Source organism: Paenibacillus sp. URB8-2, from assembly GCF_013393385.1.
Classification (GTDB): domain Bacteria; phylum Bacillota; class Bacilli; order Paenibacillales; family Paenibacillaceae; genus Paenibacillus_AQ.
Map to the genome: position 1 here is coordinate 1,364,354 of NZ_AP023239.1, position 13,198 is coordinate 1,377,551.

16 protein-coding genes and 3 tRNA genes are annotated in these 13,198 nt (G+C 50.8%); 16 read left to right on the forward strand and 3 right to left on the reverse strand.

Translation table 11 applies throughout. The annotated features are described in order from the left end of the window. Window position 1 precedes the first annotated feature (1 nt). From PUR_RS06380 to PUR_RS06410, 7 genes are all read left to right on the forward strand, one after another. Entirely contained in the window at window positions 2-961 is a 960-nt protein-coding gene (locus PUR_RS06380; RefSeq protein ID WP_179037781.1) for a branched-chain amino acid ABC transporter permease, read from the forward strand. After that, complete coding sequence (locus PUR_RS06385) at window positions 930-1,712, forward strand: ABC transporter ATP-binding protein (RefSeq protein ID WP_179034516.1); 783 nt, start codon at window positions 930-932, stop codon at window positions 1,710-1,712. The genes PUR_RS06380 and PUR_RS06385 overlap by 32 nt, the downstream gene beginning before the upstream one ends. 5 nt (window positions 1,713-1,717) lie before the next feature. After that, window positions 1,718-2,419, forward strand: a complete 702-nt coding sequence (locus PUR_RS06390) for an ABC transporter ATP-binding protein (protein WP_025333645.1) — start codon at window positions 1,718-1,720, stop codon at window positions 2,417-2,419. Window positions 2,420-2,490: 71 nt separating this feature from the next. Further along, entirely contained in the window at window positions 2,491-3,690 is a 1,200-nt protein-coding gene (locus PUR_RS06395; protein ID WP_179034517.1) for an ABC transporter substrate-binding protein, read from the forward strand. Window positions 3,691-3,859: 169 nt separating this feature from the next. Continuing rightward, window positions 3,860-4,993 (forward strand): alanine dehydrogenase, encoded by a 1,134-nt coding sequence (ald, locus tag PUR_RS06400; RefSeq protein WP_179034518.1) that lies wholly within the window; start codon window positions 3,860-3,862, stop codon window positions 4,991-4,993. A gap of 154 nt (window positions 4,994-5,147) precedes the next feature. Next, a tRNA-Glu gene (locus tag PUR_RS06405) sits at window positions 5,148-5,222 on the forward strand. Window positions 5,223-5,225: 3 nt separating this feature from the next. Continuing rightward, window positions 5,226-5,308: transfer RNA gene (locus tag PUR_RS06410), tRNA-Leu, on the forward strand. 98 nt (window positions 5,309-5,406) lie between these two features. Here the strand turns inward: PUR_RS06410 and PUR_RS06415 are convergent. Further along, complete coding sequence (locus PUR_RS06415) at window positions 5,407-6,033, reverse strand: PAS domain-containing protein (protein WP_179034519.1); 627 nt, start codon at window positions 6,031-6,033, stop codon at window positions 5,407-5,409. 61 nt (window positions 6,034-6,094) lie between these two features. After that, window positions 6,095-6,316 (reverse strand): XRE family transcriptional regulator, encoded by a 222-nt coding sequence (locus PUR_RS06420; protein ID WP_179034520.1) that lies wholly within the window; start codon window positions 6,314-6,316, stop codon window positions 6,095-6,097. A 146-nt stretch (window positions 6,317-6,462) separates the two neighbouring features. Here PUR_RS06420 and PUR_RS06425 point away from each other — a divergent pair, with 146 nt between their 5' ends. The 9 genes from PUR_RS06425 to srlD all read left to right on the forward strand — a co-directional run bounded on the left by PUR_RS06425 (window position 6,463) and on the right by srlD (window position 12,502). Beyond that, the gene (locus PUR_RS06425) at window positions 6,463-6,831 is read left to right on the forward strand and encodes a helix-turn-helix domain-containing protein (protein WP_124695405.1); all 369 of its coding nucleotides are present in this window, start codon (window positions 6,463-6,465) and stop codon (window positions 6,829-6,831) included. Between the two features lie 69 nt (window positions 6,832-6,900). Continuing rightward, window positions 6,901-6,983 (forward strand) — tRNA-Leu (locus PUR_RS06430). 157 nt (window positions 6,984-7,140) lie between these two features. Then, window positions 7,141-8,073, forward strand: a complete 933-nt coding sequence (cysK, locus tag PUR_RS06435; RefSeq protein ID WP_179034521.1) for a cysteine synthase A — start codon at window positions 7,141-7,143, stop codon at window positions 8,071-8,073. 237 nt (window positions 8,074-8,310) lie between these two features. Beyond that, complete coding sequence (locus tag PUR_RS06440; RefSeq protein ID WP_179034522.1) at window positions 8,311-9,288, forward strand: sugar-binding transcriptional regulator; 978 nt, start codon at window positions 8,311-8,313, stop codon at window positions 9,286-9,288. Between the two features lie 15 nt (window positions 9,289-9,303). After that, on the forward strand, window positions 9,304-9,726 hold the full coding sequence (locus PUR_RS06445) for a transcriptional regulator GutM (protein WP_232101738.1): 423 nt from the start codon (window positions 9,304-9,306) through the stop codon (window positions 9,724-9,726). Window positions 9,727-9,743: 17 nt separating this feature from the next. Further along, a complete protein-coding gene (gene srlA / locus PUR_RS06450) occupies window positions 9,744-10,289 on the forward strand; it encodes a PTS glucitol/sorbitol transporter subunit IIC (RefSeq protein ID WP_124695409.1) in 546 nt (181 codons plus the stop codon). A gap of 12 nt (window positions 10,290-10,301) precedes the next feature. Next, complete coding sequence (gene srlE / locus PUR_RS06455; RefSeq protein WP_179034523.1) at window positions 10,302-11,306, forward strand: PTS glucitol/sorbitol transporter subunit IIB; 1,005 nt, start codon at window positions 10,302-10,304, stop codon at window positions 11,304-11,306. 23 nt (window positions 11,307-11,329) lie between these two features. Continuing rightward, on the forward strand, window positions 11,330-11,695 hold the full coding sequence (locus tag PUR_RS06460; RefSeq protein WP_179034524.1) for a PTS glucitol/sorbitol transporter subunit IIA: 366 nt from the start codon (window positions 11,330-11,332) through the stop codon (window positions 11,693-11,695). A 27-nt stretch (window positions 11,696-11,722) separates the two neighbouring features. Next, a complete protein-coding gene (gene srlD, locus PUR_RS06465) occupies window positions 11,723-12,502 on the forward strand; it encodes a sorbitol-6-phosphate dehydrogenase (RefSeq protein WP_179034525.1) in 780 nt (259 codons plus the stop codon). A gap of 113 nt (window positions 12,503-12,615) precedes the next feature. Here srlD and PUR_RS06470 read toward each other — a convergent pair whose 3' ends face one another. Further along, window positions 12,616-13,095, reverse strand: a complete 480-nt coding sequence (locus PUR_RS06470) for a glutathione peroxidase (protein WP_179034526.1) — start codon at window positions 13,093-13,095, stop codon at window positions 12,616-12,618. Window positions 13,096-13,198: the final 103 nt, after the last annotated feature.

Here is a 13,198-nt window from a genome sequence, read left to right on the forward strand (position 1 = left end):
GATGAACAAAAAATTCTGGCTGGGCATTATCGCTGCCCTGGCTTTATATGGGGTCGTACAAGTTCTGTTAACAACGGGAGTTCTTAATGATGTATCGAAATCGATGCTTCTTTTGATCTGCGTTAACGTTATGCTGGCGGTATCGCTCAACCTAATTAACGGGATTACCGGACAGTTTTCCATCGGCCATGCCGGGTTTATGTCCGTAGGTGCATATACTTCGGCGATTCTTACGCTTGACTATGACGCGCCTTTCGTTGTGGCGATTATTATTGGCGGATTGGTGGCCGCGTTATGCGGCGTGCTGATCGGAATCCCGACCCTGCGGCTGAACGGCGACTATCTGGCTATCGCGACGCTTGGCTTCGGCGAGATTATTCGTATTATTATGCTGAATACGGAATACGTTGGCGGCGCTTCGGGTCTCAGCGGCATTCCTGCGAAGTCGACATGGACCATCCTGTTCCTGTTTACGTTGGTTACGGTCGTTCTGATTAATAACTTTATCCGATCCACACACGGCCGGGCTTGTCTCGCCATCCGCGAGAACGAAATCGCAGCGGAAGCCATGGGTATCAATACGACGCTGTACAAGGTTATTGCCTTTACGATCGGCGCCCTGTTCGCCGGGATGGCCGGAGGTCTGTCGGCTCATACCTTCTACGTCATCACTCCGGGCAGTTTCAACTTCCTGAAGTCGTTCGAGATTCTTGTTATGGTCGTTCTCGGAGGGCTCGGCAGCACGGCCGGTTCGATCGTCGGCGCTGTATTCGTCACCCTTCTGTATACTTACCTTCGGGATTTCCCGGAATGGCGCATGATTATTTATTCGATCGTTCTGATTCTGATGATGATTTTCCGTCCAGGCGGTCTGCTTGGAAGCACGAAATTCTCTCTCAAGAAGTTCGGCAAAAAGGAGGCGAAGGCAAATGGCGGCATCGGCGACAGCAGTGCTTCTTGATGTTAAGGAAGCCAGCCGTTCCTTCGGGGGACTAAAGGCGCTCAGCGAGGTTTCTCTTCATATCAATAAAGGCGAATTGATTGGTCTGATCGGACCGAACGGCGCCGGCAAAACGACGCTGTTCAATCTCTTGACCGGTGTTTACCCGCCTTCCACAGGTAGTATTATCCTTAACAATGAGTCGGTCGGCGGCATGAAACCATACAAGATCAATCACAAGGGAGCAGCACGCACCTTTCAGAACATCCGCCTGTTTACAGCTATGACAGTGCTCGATAACGTCAAAATTGCCTTTCACCAGCATGCCAAGCACTCCATGTTCACCTCTATGCTTCGCCTGCCGAAGCATTTCAATGGGGAGGGCGAAATTACGCAGAAGGCGATGGATATTCTGAAAATATTCAATCTCGATGATCAAAGCGAAGAGCTTGCCGGCAATCTCAGCTACGGCAACCAGCGGCGCCTTGAAATCGCGCGTGCGCTTGCGGCCGGACCGAAGCTGCTGCTGCTCGACGAGCCGGCGGCCGGTATGAATCCGAACGAGACGCGCGATTTGATGAATCTCATCGCCTGGATCCGCAAGGAATTTGACCTTACGATTCTTCTCATCGAGCATGACATGTCGCTTGTTATGGGAGTCTGCGACCGGATTTATGTACTTGACCGCGGAATACTCATCGCAAACGGTACGCCGTCCGAGATCCGGAGCAATCCGAAGGTTATCGAAGCGTATTTGGGACAGGAGGCGTAAAGGCTATGCTTACAGTACAGGGAATCAACGTATACTACGGAGCCATTCACGCTCTGAAGGACCTCAGCATCAACGTCAACCAGGGAGAGATCGTTACGCTGATCGGAGCCAACGGCGCCGGCAAGTCGACGCTTCTCAAGACGCTTTCGGGATTGCTTAAGCCGAAGACCGGAAGCATTGAATTTCTGGGGAAATCCATTACGAACCAGAGCGTTCAGGCGATCGTCAAGCAGGGGCTGATCCATTGCCCCGAAGGACGACGCGTGTTTGCCAATATGTCTGTAGAGGAAAATCTGGAGCTCGGCGCTTATTTGCAGGATTCCAGCAATTTGGCGGCCGATTTCGAGAAGGTCTACAACACCTTCCCGCGTCTTCGGGAACGCAAGAAGCAGCAGGCCGGAACACTGTCCGGCGGCGAACAGCAGATGCTCGCTATGGGACGCGCCATTATGGGACATCCGAAGCTGCTGCTGCTGGATGAACCGTCCATGGGCCTTGCCCCGCTTCTGGTACAGGATATTTTTAAGATTATCCAGGAAGTGAACGCGGCCGGAACGACCGTGCTGCTGGTTGAACAAAATGCGCATCAGGCACTCAAAATCGCCCACCGCGCTTATGTGCTGGAAACCGGCAGAGTCGTACTGGAAGGAGACGCCAAGGAATTGGCGGATTCGGAAGAAATCAAAATGGCTTATCTCGGGCACTAACGCGGTTAGTTCTAATCATGGCATCACAGAACCAACATATAAATTAAATTATCTGGGAGGCTGGGAGAACAATGAAGAAAATCGGGGCCATTATTTTGTCGACAGTACTGACTGCTGTATTGGCAGCAGGCTGCGGCAGCAACAAGACAGAGAACAGCGGAAATTCCGCAAGCGGCAGCAACTCTGCCGGAGACACTATCAAAATCGGGGCTGTCCTTGAGCTCACGGGCGGCCAGGCTTCCTTCGGCGACTCGGCTCTGAAAGGCGCGAAGCTCGCAGTTAAAGAAATCAATGATGCAGGCGGTGTCCTCGGCAAGAAGCTTGAATTGATTGAAGCCGATAACGCTTCGAAATCCGAAGAAGCAACACAAGCCGCGCAAAAGCTGATTACCAACGACAAAGTGGTAACCATTATCGGTTCAACGACTTCCACTAACACATTGGGAATCGTTCCGGTTGCTCAAGAGAAACAAATTCCGCTCGTAAGCTCCTCTGCAACCAACCCGAAAGTTACGGTTGATGAGCGTTCCGGCAAAGTGAATGAGTGGGTGTTCCGCGCTTCCTTTATCGATCCTTTCCAAGGACAAGTAATGGCTAACTTTGCAAGCAACACGCTGAAAGCAAAAACGGCTGTTATCTACACAGATACTTCGAGTGACTACTCTAAAGGTCTGCAAACCTTCTTTGAAGAGACTTTCACAAAGAACGGCGGACAAATCCTGAGCAAAGAGTCTTACCAACAAAAGGACTCTGACTTCAAAGCCGTACTGACACGTATTAAAGAAGCTAACCCGGATGTTATCTACCTGCCAGGCTACTATGAAGAAGTCGGCAAAATCCTGAAACAGGCCCGCGAAATGGGAATTACGGTTCCGTTCATGGGCGGCGACGGCTGGGATTCTCCACAGCTTGCAGAAATCGCAGGTGCAGCAGCTTTGGACAACACTTACATGTCCAACCACTATTCGCCGGAAGATACTGCTCCTGAAGTTAAGTCCTTCGTTGACGCATACAAAGCGGGCAACGGTGATGCAGTACCGGACGGCATGGCAGCCCTTGGCTATGACGCTGTTAAGCTGGTAGCCGACGCTATTACCCGCGCAGGGGAAGCCACTCCGGCCAAGATCAAAGATGCTCTGGCAGCGACCAAAGATCTGCAGCTTGCCACTGGCAAAATTTCGATGAACGAATCGCATGACCCGGTTAAAGCGGCTGTTGTACTGAAATTCGTAGGCGGCAAGCAAACTTTCGAAACCAAGGTTAATCCGTAAGTTTGCAGCACTTCAGCAGCTGATGGGATAACGGCAAATTCGATTTGATCTCTCTTTCGTAAAAGACAATTCATTTCCAAAATATCGCTAGGCTGCTCAGGAAGCCGCTCCATTTGTCAATGGGGCGGCTGTCCTGCTATCTTGCCATATACGAGAAGGAGGAATAAGCATGATTGTCGGTATACCGAAAGAAATCAAGAATAACGAAAACCGTGTGGGTATCACACCGGCGGGAGTCGAAGCGCTAAAAAAGGCGGGGCACACTGTGCTGATTGAGACTTCCGCCGGTACTGGCAGCGGATTCGACGATTCGGAATACCGGAATAAAGGGGCTGAAATTCTCTCCGCCCCTTCGGAGGTTTGGTCCAGAGCGGAGATGGTGATCAAGGTGAAGGAGCCTCTGCCGGAAGAGTATGGCTTCTTCCGCCGGAATCTGATCCTGTTCACTTATCTTCATCTTGCTCCCGAAGCGGGTCTTACAAAGGCGCTGGTGGACAGTGGAGTTGTCGCCGTCGGCTACGAAACGATTCAGCTTCCAGACGGCTCGCTGCCGCTGCTGACGCCTATGAGCGAAGTAGCGGGACGGATGGCCGTTCAGATCGGCGCAGGGCTGCTGGAGAAGCCGCATGGCGGTAAAGGCATCTTAATGGGCGGCGTACCGGGAGTGAGGCCCGCAGAAGTCGTTATCGTTGGAGGAGGCGTTGTCGGAACGAACGCGGCAAAGGTCGCGATCGGCATGGGCGCCAGGGTTACCATCCTCGATTTGAATGCGAACCGGCTTCGGGAGCTGGACGATATTTTCGGCGGACGGCTGATCACCATCATGTCGGATTCCTATCATCTCGAGGAGGCGGTCCGTAAAGCCGATTTGCTGATTGGCGCCGTGTTGATTCCGGGCGCCCGCGCGCCGAAGCTGATCACGGAATATATGGTCCGGCAGATGACGGAAGGCTCGGTTATCGTTGACGTCGCTATCGACCAGGGAGGTTCAATTGAGACCATCGACCGGATTACCACTCATGAGAATCCGACCTATATCAAACATGGGGTTGTTCATTATGCAGTCGCCAATATGCCGGGAGCGGTCGCCCGAACATCGACGCTGGCGCTGACAAATGTAACGATTCCATACGCGCTGCGAATTTCGAATTTCGGCATGCGTGAGGCGGCGGAAGGCAATGCCGCGCTCGCACGAGGCATCAATGTGGCAGCCGGACAAGTCACCAATCAGGCAGTGGCCGAAAGTTTAGGCTATGAATTTAAGGACGGATTGGAAGCTTTGAAGGAGACGGGCCTCTTTTAAAACAGGCCTTCCTTCTTTCTCCGCGGGAAGGGCGGAGAAAGGGGGACGGCGGTTTGCATCCATGTGGCAAGCCGCCGTATTTTATTCTAAAAAATAATGCTTGTCAGATGAATGAGGATTTGTTATACTCATTTTTGTTGTGACACTAAAGTAAGGCCCGTTGGTCAAGGGGTTAAGACACCTCCCTTTCACGGAGGTAACAGGGGTTCGAATCCCCTACGGGTCACCATAAGCGGTAGTGGTGGAATGGCAGACACGCTATCTTGAGGGGGTAGTGGGCGTACGCTCGTGGAGGTTCGAGTCCTCTCTACCGCATAATAACCAAGAAAGAGAATCCTGAGAGATCAGGGTTCTTTTTTTGTATCAAGGGAATTTTTGAGATGAGGCCGGACCAATATATTGCGAGCTCAGAACTACTCCGCCAACCAATTCAAAGCGCCGGCATATTGGGGATACAGCTGGGTGATGCAAGCCGGACAAATATCATGGGTTAATTCGACATGAAGCTCTTGTTGGAGGAAGCGTTCGACAGGAACCCAATGCCCGCCCTTGCGGACGGATTTGCAGGAAGCACAGATCGGCAGGAAAGGAAGCGGCTTTCGGTATGGAGACTTGACCGGCGGCTTGGAAGGCAGCGAGTCGGTGACAGAAGGGACATGACGGTGGGACAGCAGAACAAAAGAGGTCGCTCCATTCGTCTCTTCCGGTATGGGGAAAGCCTCGATCTGAAACCATTTTCCTCCCCTCAGAAAAGGAGGTTTGGGAAACCGGCCGCTGAAAACGAGACGCTCACCCAGAAAGATGGACTGAAGGGCCTGAATAAGCTCGGTCATATAGTCCGGCGGCAGAATCAGCTCCCGCATCAGTTCAAAATAATCGATTCCCATCCACTCAAAGCCCGCTGAGAGGCCCGCGGCGATACCGTAGGCTTTCCATGAGTCGTTCGCAGCGGTGATGTGACCTCGTTTGTCGATAGCCAGTACGCTGCCGGGCAGAGTGTAAGTCAGTCGGGTAACAAGGGACAAAGCGCTTTCAGACAAAGGGATCGCTCCTTGACATGATCAGGATGGAATACTAAGATTAAGCAGATTAAATGGAAGCTCAATCATTTTCCGGTTCACCCGGAATGTTCGGAGGTATCTCCAGCAGTTGGTCGACTTGCCGGCGGTAGCGCATGGCTCTGCGTGTTCCGTAAATGAGATTGGACAGGCGGTAGGGCGGAATGCCGTACTTTTGGCAAAAGTCCTTCTGACTCAGCATCATCTCCGCCAGGCGCTGCTTGATCGCCCATCCGTAAGGGGTTATGGGCTTTTTGCTGCTCATCTCGCTCACCTCTTATCGACATTCCAGCCGTATGATATAATGGGATAAGGCATAAGATTAGTTAATTATATACTTTTTTACGTCATTTTACAACGATAGATGACTTTTATAAGTAATTTGTCATAATTTCGGAAGGCGGTTTGGAAATGCAGTCCATTTATGATCGAATTGAGCTTTTGATTAACAAAAAAGGTATTACCAAAAAATCGTTCTGTGAGCAGCTCGGCATCAGTACAGGCAATATGGGAGACTGGAAACGGGGCAAGTCCACGCCCGGAACGCATAAATTAATCGAAATCGGCGCTTTTTTCGGCGTCAGTCTGGACTGGCTCATTCTGGGCAAGACCTCTCCGTCCATACTGCGTGAAGGGAGCGAGGATTATTTTTTTGAACATATACGGCAATCCAATTGCCATTTCGATGAGCTGGAGCCTCGCGAGAAGGAATTTATTAAAGAATATCTCGCTTTTTCTAAATACCGCAGACGGATACAGGATGAACAGCTTCCCGAATAATTTAGCTTTACTTTTGCAGAATAAGCGAGTATAATAACATGTGTTGGTCTCAAAAAGATCATTCACCGCGCGGTAGTGGTGGAATGGCAGACACGCTATCTTGAGGGGGTAGTGGGCGTACGCCCGTGGAGGTTCGAGTCCTCTCTACCGCATACAGTAAAGAAGCCTTGCGCAGCAGGGCTTTTTTTATTTTTTCTGCAAATGGCGATTTTACAAGTGATGGGAATTCCAGTATGATCTTAATACCGAGTTTTTGCATTGGAATAGATGAGCGTACGGTTTGAAAACTTAATTTTGGAGGCTGTGCAAATGGTGAAAATCGCTAAGAACTTGACCGAACTGATTGGAAATACACCGCTTCTCGAATTGTCCAGTTTCAAAGAGGATGGCGCTGCAGCGAACATTCTGGCCAAGCTGGAGTATTTCAATCCGGCGGGCAGTGTAAAGGACCGGATCGGCTACGCCATGATCAAGGATGCCGAAGACAAGGGACTCATCAATAAAGACACGACCCTCATCGAGCCGACCAGCGGAAATACCGGCATCGGTCTTGCGTTTGCGGCGGCGGCTCTCGGCTACCGCTTGATTATTATTTTGCCCGAATCCTTCAGTACGGAGCGCCGAAAGCTTCTGAAACAGCTCGGGGCGGAACTCGTGCTGACCCAGGCTTCGGAGGGCATGGCGGGCGCGATCCGCAAAGCGGAAGAGATATCCGCCGAGATACCTAATTCCTACATCCCGCAGCAGTTTGAAAATCCGGCCAACCCCGATATTCACCGGAAGTCGACGGCCGAAGAAATCTGGAACGATACCGAGGGAAAAGTGGATATTTTCGTCGCCGGTGTAGGTACCGGAGGAACGGTCACGGGGGTCGGCGAGGTTCTTAAGCAGCGCAATCCGCAAGTGCGCATAGTGGCCGTGGAACCGGCCGGTTCGCCTGTTCTATCCGGCGGGCAGCGAGGTCCTCATGCGATACAGGGCATCGGAGCGGGCTTCGTGCCGGCTAACTTTAACCGGGCCGCGGTGGATGAGATCATCACGGTGAAGAATGAAGAGGCGATACAAACGGCGCAAAAGCTGGCAAGGAAGGAAGGGCTGCTTGTCGGGATTTCTTCCGGGGCCGCGGCATTCGCCGCTTACCAGCTGGCCAAAAGACCGGAGAATCAAGGCAAGAACATCGTCGTCATTCTGCCGGACACCGGTGAACGGTACATTTCAACCGATTTGTTTCCCGAAGAGTAAAAATGAGAGCGGCATTCGAGCCGTGTAAGGAAGCGGTCAGAGGGACCGGTCGACGAGCAGAAATGCCCGTTGACCGGTCTTTTTTTAAAATATATGAATGTATAAGCTGTGCTAAAAAAGCCTTCCCGCCCGTATTGACGAAAAGAAGCTGTAAGCGTATACTAAATCCATGAAGCACAAATGATAAATAAAAAAGCACATATGTGCAAGAATATAAAGGGTCTGGAGAGAAAGCTGATGACAATCCATGATGAAGATAGAAGGCTGTTGGCTCAAATCGCCCGAATGTATTATCTCGATGACATGACGCAAAGCGAAATCTCAAAGGCGCTGGGCATATACCGCACTTCAATTAGCCGTCTGCTGAAGAGAGCTCGGGAAGAAGGCGTGGTTCAGATCAAGATTACGGAGGGTGAAGGCAAGTACGAAATTGAGGAACATTTGGAAAGCGTATTTCAACTGAAAAGGGTAGTTGTCGTGCCCTCCAACCCTGAATTGTCCGAGTCGGGACGGAAAAAGGCCGTGGCCAGAGCGGGGGCAGAGCTGATGAAAAATGTAATAGTGGACGGCGATGTCGTAGGATTTGCCTGGGGCACCACCATGGGAAGTCTGATCGGAGAATTTACCGATTGCGAACAGCGTTCCGCGCATTTCGTTCCCCTGGTTGGGGGGCCCGGACCGATGGAAACGAAGTACCACGTCAATGCCATCGTGTACAGCATCGCGAATGACTACGGAGGAGAAGCGTATCTGATTGACGCAGCGGCCGTTGTGGAACGCAAGGAAACGAGAGACGAAATCGTGCAAGCGCATTATTTTCGCAAAATATCCGATCTGTGGGATCGTCTTACGGTCGCTGTAGTCGGCATCGGTGCTCCCATCAGCAATTCCAACATGATCTGGACCGGATTTTACGGCGACAAGGAGATTGCCGACCTAAACCGGCATAACGCGATCGGCGATATTTGTTCTAGGTTCTACGACTCGGAAGGGAATTTAATTGAATCTGAACTAACCGAGCGAACGATTGCAATTCCTCTGGAACGGCTTCGGAACACCCGGTATACAATTGCTCTGGCAGAATCGGCAGAGAAGGCACCTTCCATTATCGGGGCCATCAAGGGCAAATATATCAACACCTTGGTTACCAATGAAGAAACCGCGGTAGAGATACTCCGTCTGGCGGCTCAAGATCAATCGCACGCAATGAATTGAAGGGGGTGATTAATCATGGGATTTATCATTATTGTGATTGCGTTGTCATGGCTCTTGCAAAGTGTGCTCGGGTTCCTGCAAATCAGACATTTCAATCGGCATTACACGGAACTGAGGCGGATCGGGCGAGTTGCCATTGGCAAAAAGACGGGAAGGTTCAGGGCAGGCACTGTTGTTATGCTCGCAATCGACTCGCATGGAAACATTCTGAAAGCCGCCAAGATGCAGGGAGTTACGGTCTTTTCCAGAGTGCGATCCTTGAAAGGTCTGGAAGGCAAGCCGCTTCCGAAGCTGGAAGAGGAAGACCTCGCGGGGTTCGACAAGCTGACAAAAGGCGCTATCAGGGATGCCATAAGCAGCTATAAGATTATTTCAAATGGAGGTGAATTGAAGCTTAAGAAGACCTGGCTCGAAAGACTAATACCGGCTAAAAAATAGCAAAATGGGGTGAAAGTATGGATATTGTAACAAACCTGGCCAACGGCTTTATGAATCTGTTCAGGCAGGGAGGCGTGACCTTCACCAATCTGGTTACAGGAATTGTCCCGCTGCTGATTATGCTGCTGGTGGCCATGAATGCGCTGATTCAACTGATCGGCCAGGAACGAGTGGAGCGAGTCGCAAGGAAATCGGCAAAAAATCCGTTCACGCGCTATTTTATCCTTCCGATTGTAGGCACTTTTATTCTTGCCAATCCGATGACCCTCTCGCTGGGAAGATTCCTGCCCGAAAAATACAAACCCAGCTACTATGCCGCGGCCTCTTATTCCTGCCACACGCATAACGGATTGTTCCCGCATGTGAATCCTGGAGAACTGTTCGTATTCCTGGGAATCGCTGCAGGCATCACTACACTGGGCCTCAACACGACGGAGCTGGCGCTGCGGTACTTCCTGGTAGGGATTGTAACGAACTTTTTCAGAGGCTGGGTAACCGACCTTACCACTTCCATCGTCGAGAAGCAGCAGAAAGTAAAACTGAAAGAAACCGTTAATTTGTAGGAGGTGGTAAACATGAGTCATTACAATGCGGTTATTATCAAAGCGGGAACAGGCGGGTTTGGTGGTCCGCTCATTATCAGGCCGACTGAGGGAAAAAACAAGGTGGTCTACATAACAGGGGGGACGAAACCGGATATTGCCGACCGCATCGCGGAGCTTACCGGGGCCGAACTGGTAGACGGCTTTAAAACAAGCGTGCCTGAAAAGGAAATCGCCTGCGTGATCATCGACTGTGGAGGGACACTGCGCTGCGGCGTGTATCCGCAAAAAGGGATCTTGACCATTAATGTGCTCCCGACGGGGAAGAGCGGACCGCTGGCAAAGCATATTACCGAGGAAATCTATGTATCCGGAGTGAAGGTTTCGGACATTGAGCCGTATGAAGGTGCTGCAACACCCCATACAGCCCAGCCCGAAAAAAGTGATGCAGAAATAAAAACTCAACCTAAGTATAGCGCAAACCAAAAAATAAGTGAACAGCAAAAGCCGAAAGGCTTGCTGGCACGGGTCGGCATGGCAATGGGCTCCATTGTAAGCGTGTTCTATCAGGCGGGACGGGAAGCGATCGAGACGGTTATCAAGACCATTCTGCCTTTCATGGCCTTTGTGGCGATGTTGATCGGGATTATTAACGCCTCGGGAATCGGCGACGTATTCGCCAAATTCCTCTCGCCGTTCGCGGGCTCTCTGCCCGGCTTGCTCCTGATCTCGCTGGTATGCTCATTTCCGTTGCTGTCTCCTTTTTTGGGACCGGGTTCGGTTATCGCGCAGGTTGTCGGCACTCTCATCGGAGTTGAAATCGGCAAAGGAAATATCCCGCCGCATCTGGCGCTGCCCGCCCTGTTCGCCATCAATTCTCAGGCTGCCGCCGATTTCGTTCCCGTGGGACTGGGGCTGGCGGAGGCTGAGGTGGAGACGATCGAAGTAGGTGTGCCAGCCGTATTGTACGGCCGGTTTCTTACCGGGGCACCCACGGTCTTTATCGCTTGGTTGGCCAGCTTCGGCCTGTACAGTTAATGACCTGAATGGAGGACTTTGTTATGCAAACCGTTTATCAAACCCGGATTACGCAGATCGGTTCGTCGGTGTTTGATTTTATTGAAGATAAAATCTTTGTGCTGTTCGGTGAGAACGCGCCTTCGGATGTGGCGGATTATTGTCTTCTGATCCATATAAACGATGTTGAAGGCGAAATCGAAAAGGGAGATGTTCTGCTCCTGGATGGCATCGAGTATACGATCACTTCGGTCGGAAGCAAAGTGTCCAGAAATTTAAAGCTGCTGGGGCATATCACCCTTCAGTTTGATGGAAGAGAAACGGAAGGGCTGCCCGGCACGCTGTATTTGGAGGACAAGGATTTTCACAAACCGGGAATCGGCGGCGAAATTAAAATTATCAAAAAATAAAAAGATCGATAAAGGAGAGTTAAGGATATGAGTAAACGTAAAGTGGCAATAGTTGCCGGCGGAGGCCAAAGTTTGGGAGAAACGCTTTGCTATCGTCTCGCTGACGAAGGCTATGATATTGTAGTGGCTGATTTAAACGGTGAACAGGCGGAGAGCGTGGCCCGGACCGTGAAAGAACATCATGGACAAAAAGCGCTGGCTGTAGCGGTAAATTTCATCCATGAACACGAAGTAATCGAGATGGTGGGCAAGGCAACGGAAGCCTTGGGGCGCATTGATCTGCTTGTTTATGTGGCGGGTGTCGCCAAGAGCCGTAAAATTACCGACTTTGGCCTGGAAGATTGGAATTTAACCGTCGACGTAAATCTCACCGGATACTTTTTGTGCGCAAGAGAAGTGTCGCGAGTAATGATCGGGCAGGGCGGGGGAAATATCATCCAAATCAATTCGAAATCGGGCAAGGTCGGCAGCAAGCATAATTCGGCATATTCCGCTTCCAAATTCGGCGGGGTGGGGCTGACGCAAAGCCTTGCGCTTGATCTGGCGGAGCACAATATCCGTGTCAACTCAATTATGCCGGGCAATCTGCTGAAATCGCCGATGTTCCAGAGCCTGATTCCCCAATATGCCCAAAAACTTGGCATCAAACCGGAAGAGGTGGAGCAGGTATATACGGATAAAGTGCCGCTGAAGCGGGGCTGCACGTATGATGATATCGCCAATGCCGTTATCTTTTACGCATCCGATAAAGCGTCTTATATGACGGGGCAATCCATTAACGTGACGGGCGGCCAGGTCATGCACTAACCGGGGAGTGCCTCAGGAACGAATGCTGATAGAATAACGAAAAGGATTGAGCAGGAGAGTAATGCTGCGCAATCCTTTTTTCTTTTTTCGGGAAATGCCGGCTGTAGTGTTATTCAATCAAGCAGACTCTTAATTTCATCTTCAATGCTTTCCGGCGTCGTTGTCGGGGCAAAACGTTTCAGCACGCGCCCTTCGCTGTCGACCAGGAATTTGGTGAAGTTCCATTTTACGCTTTTAGAGCCGAGCGCGCCGGGAGCCTCCTTCGTTAAATATTTGTATAAAGGATGGGCATTGTCGCCGTTGACATCGATTTTTTCATACATCGGAAAGGAGACACCGTAGTTGAGCTGGCAAAATTCCTGGATTTCCGCACTGCTGCCGGGTTCCTGTGATGCAAACTGATTGCTCGGAAAGCCGAGCACTTCGAAGCCACGGTCCTTAAATTTTTCGTACAACTTCTGCAGACCTTCATACTGGGGGGTGAAGCCGCACTTGCTCGCCGTATTCACAATAAGCAGCACCTTGCCTTCATACTTGGACAATGATTCTTCTTGACCGCGCAGGGTATTGGCTTGGTAATCATAAACGCTCATGAATTAGGGCCTCCTCTAAACCATATTGTATTTATAACAATTTAATTTTAAACAATTTACAATCACAATCAAGACCTTTTGAGTAAATTTAAAATTTTTTGTA

Coding starts and splice junctions, on each gene's coding strand:
- PUR_RS06420 (WP_179034520.1), bottom strand. CDS start 6,316: ATGAGCAGCAAAAAGCCCATAACCCCTTACGGATGGGCGATCAAGCAG.
- PUR_RS06470 (WP_179034526.1), bottom strand. CDS start 13,095: ATGAGCGTTTATGATTACCAAGCCAATACCCTGCGCGGTCAAGAAGAA.
- srlA (WP_124695409.1), top strand. CDS start 9,744: ATGGATATTGTAACAAACCTGGCCAACGGCTTTATGAATCTGTTCAGG.
- PUR_RS06385 (WP_179034516.1), top strand. CDS start 930: ATGGCGGCATCGGCGACAGCAGTGCTTCTTGATGTTAAGGAAGCCAGC.
- ald (WP_179034518.1), top strand. CDS start 3,860: ATGATTGTCGGTATACCGAAAGAAATCAAGAATAACGAAAACCGTGTG.
- cysK (WP_179034521.1), top strand. CDS start 7,141: ATGGTGAAAATCGCTAAGAACTTGACCGAACTGATTGGAAATACACCG.
- PUR_RS06380 (WP_179037781.1), top strand. CDS start 2: ATGAACAAAAAATTCTGGCTGGGCATTATCGCTGCCCTGGCTTTATAT.
- PUR_RS06425 (WP_124695405.1), top strand. CDS start 6,463: ATGCAGTCCATTTATGATCGAATTGAGCTTTTGATTAACAAAAAAGGT.
- PUR_RS06440 (WP_179034522.1), top strand. CDS start 8,311: ATGACAATCCATGATGAAGATAGAAGGCTGTTGGCTCAAATCGCCCGA.
- srlE (WP_179034523.1), top strand. CDS start 10,302: ATGAGTCATTACAATGCGGTTATTATCAAAGCGGGAACAGGCGGGTTT.
- srlD (WP_179034525.1), top strand. CDS start 11,723: ATGAGTAAACGTAAAGTGGCAATAGTTGCCGGCGGAGGCCAAAGTTTG.
- PUR_RS06395 (WP_179034517.1), top strand. CDS start 2,491: ATGAAGAAAATCGGGGCCATTATTTTGTCGACAGTACTGACTGCTGTA.
- PUR_RS06390 (WP_025333645.1), top strand. CDS start 1,718: ATGCTTACAGTACAGGGAATCAACGTATACTACGGAGCCATTCACGCT.
- PUR_RS06445 (WP_232101738.1), top strand. CDS start 9,304: ATGGGATTTATCATTATTGTGATTGCGTTGTCATGGCTCTTGCAAAGT.
- PUR_RS06460 (WP_179034524.1), top strand. CDS start 11,330: ATGCAAACCGTTTATCAAACCCGGATTACGCAGATCGGTTCGTCGGTG.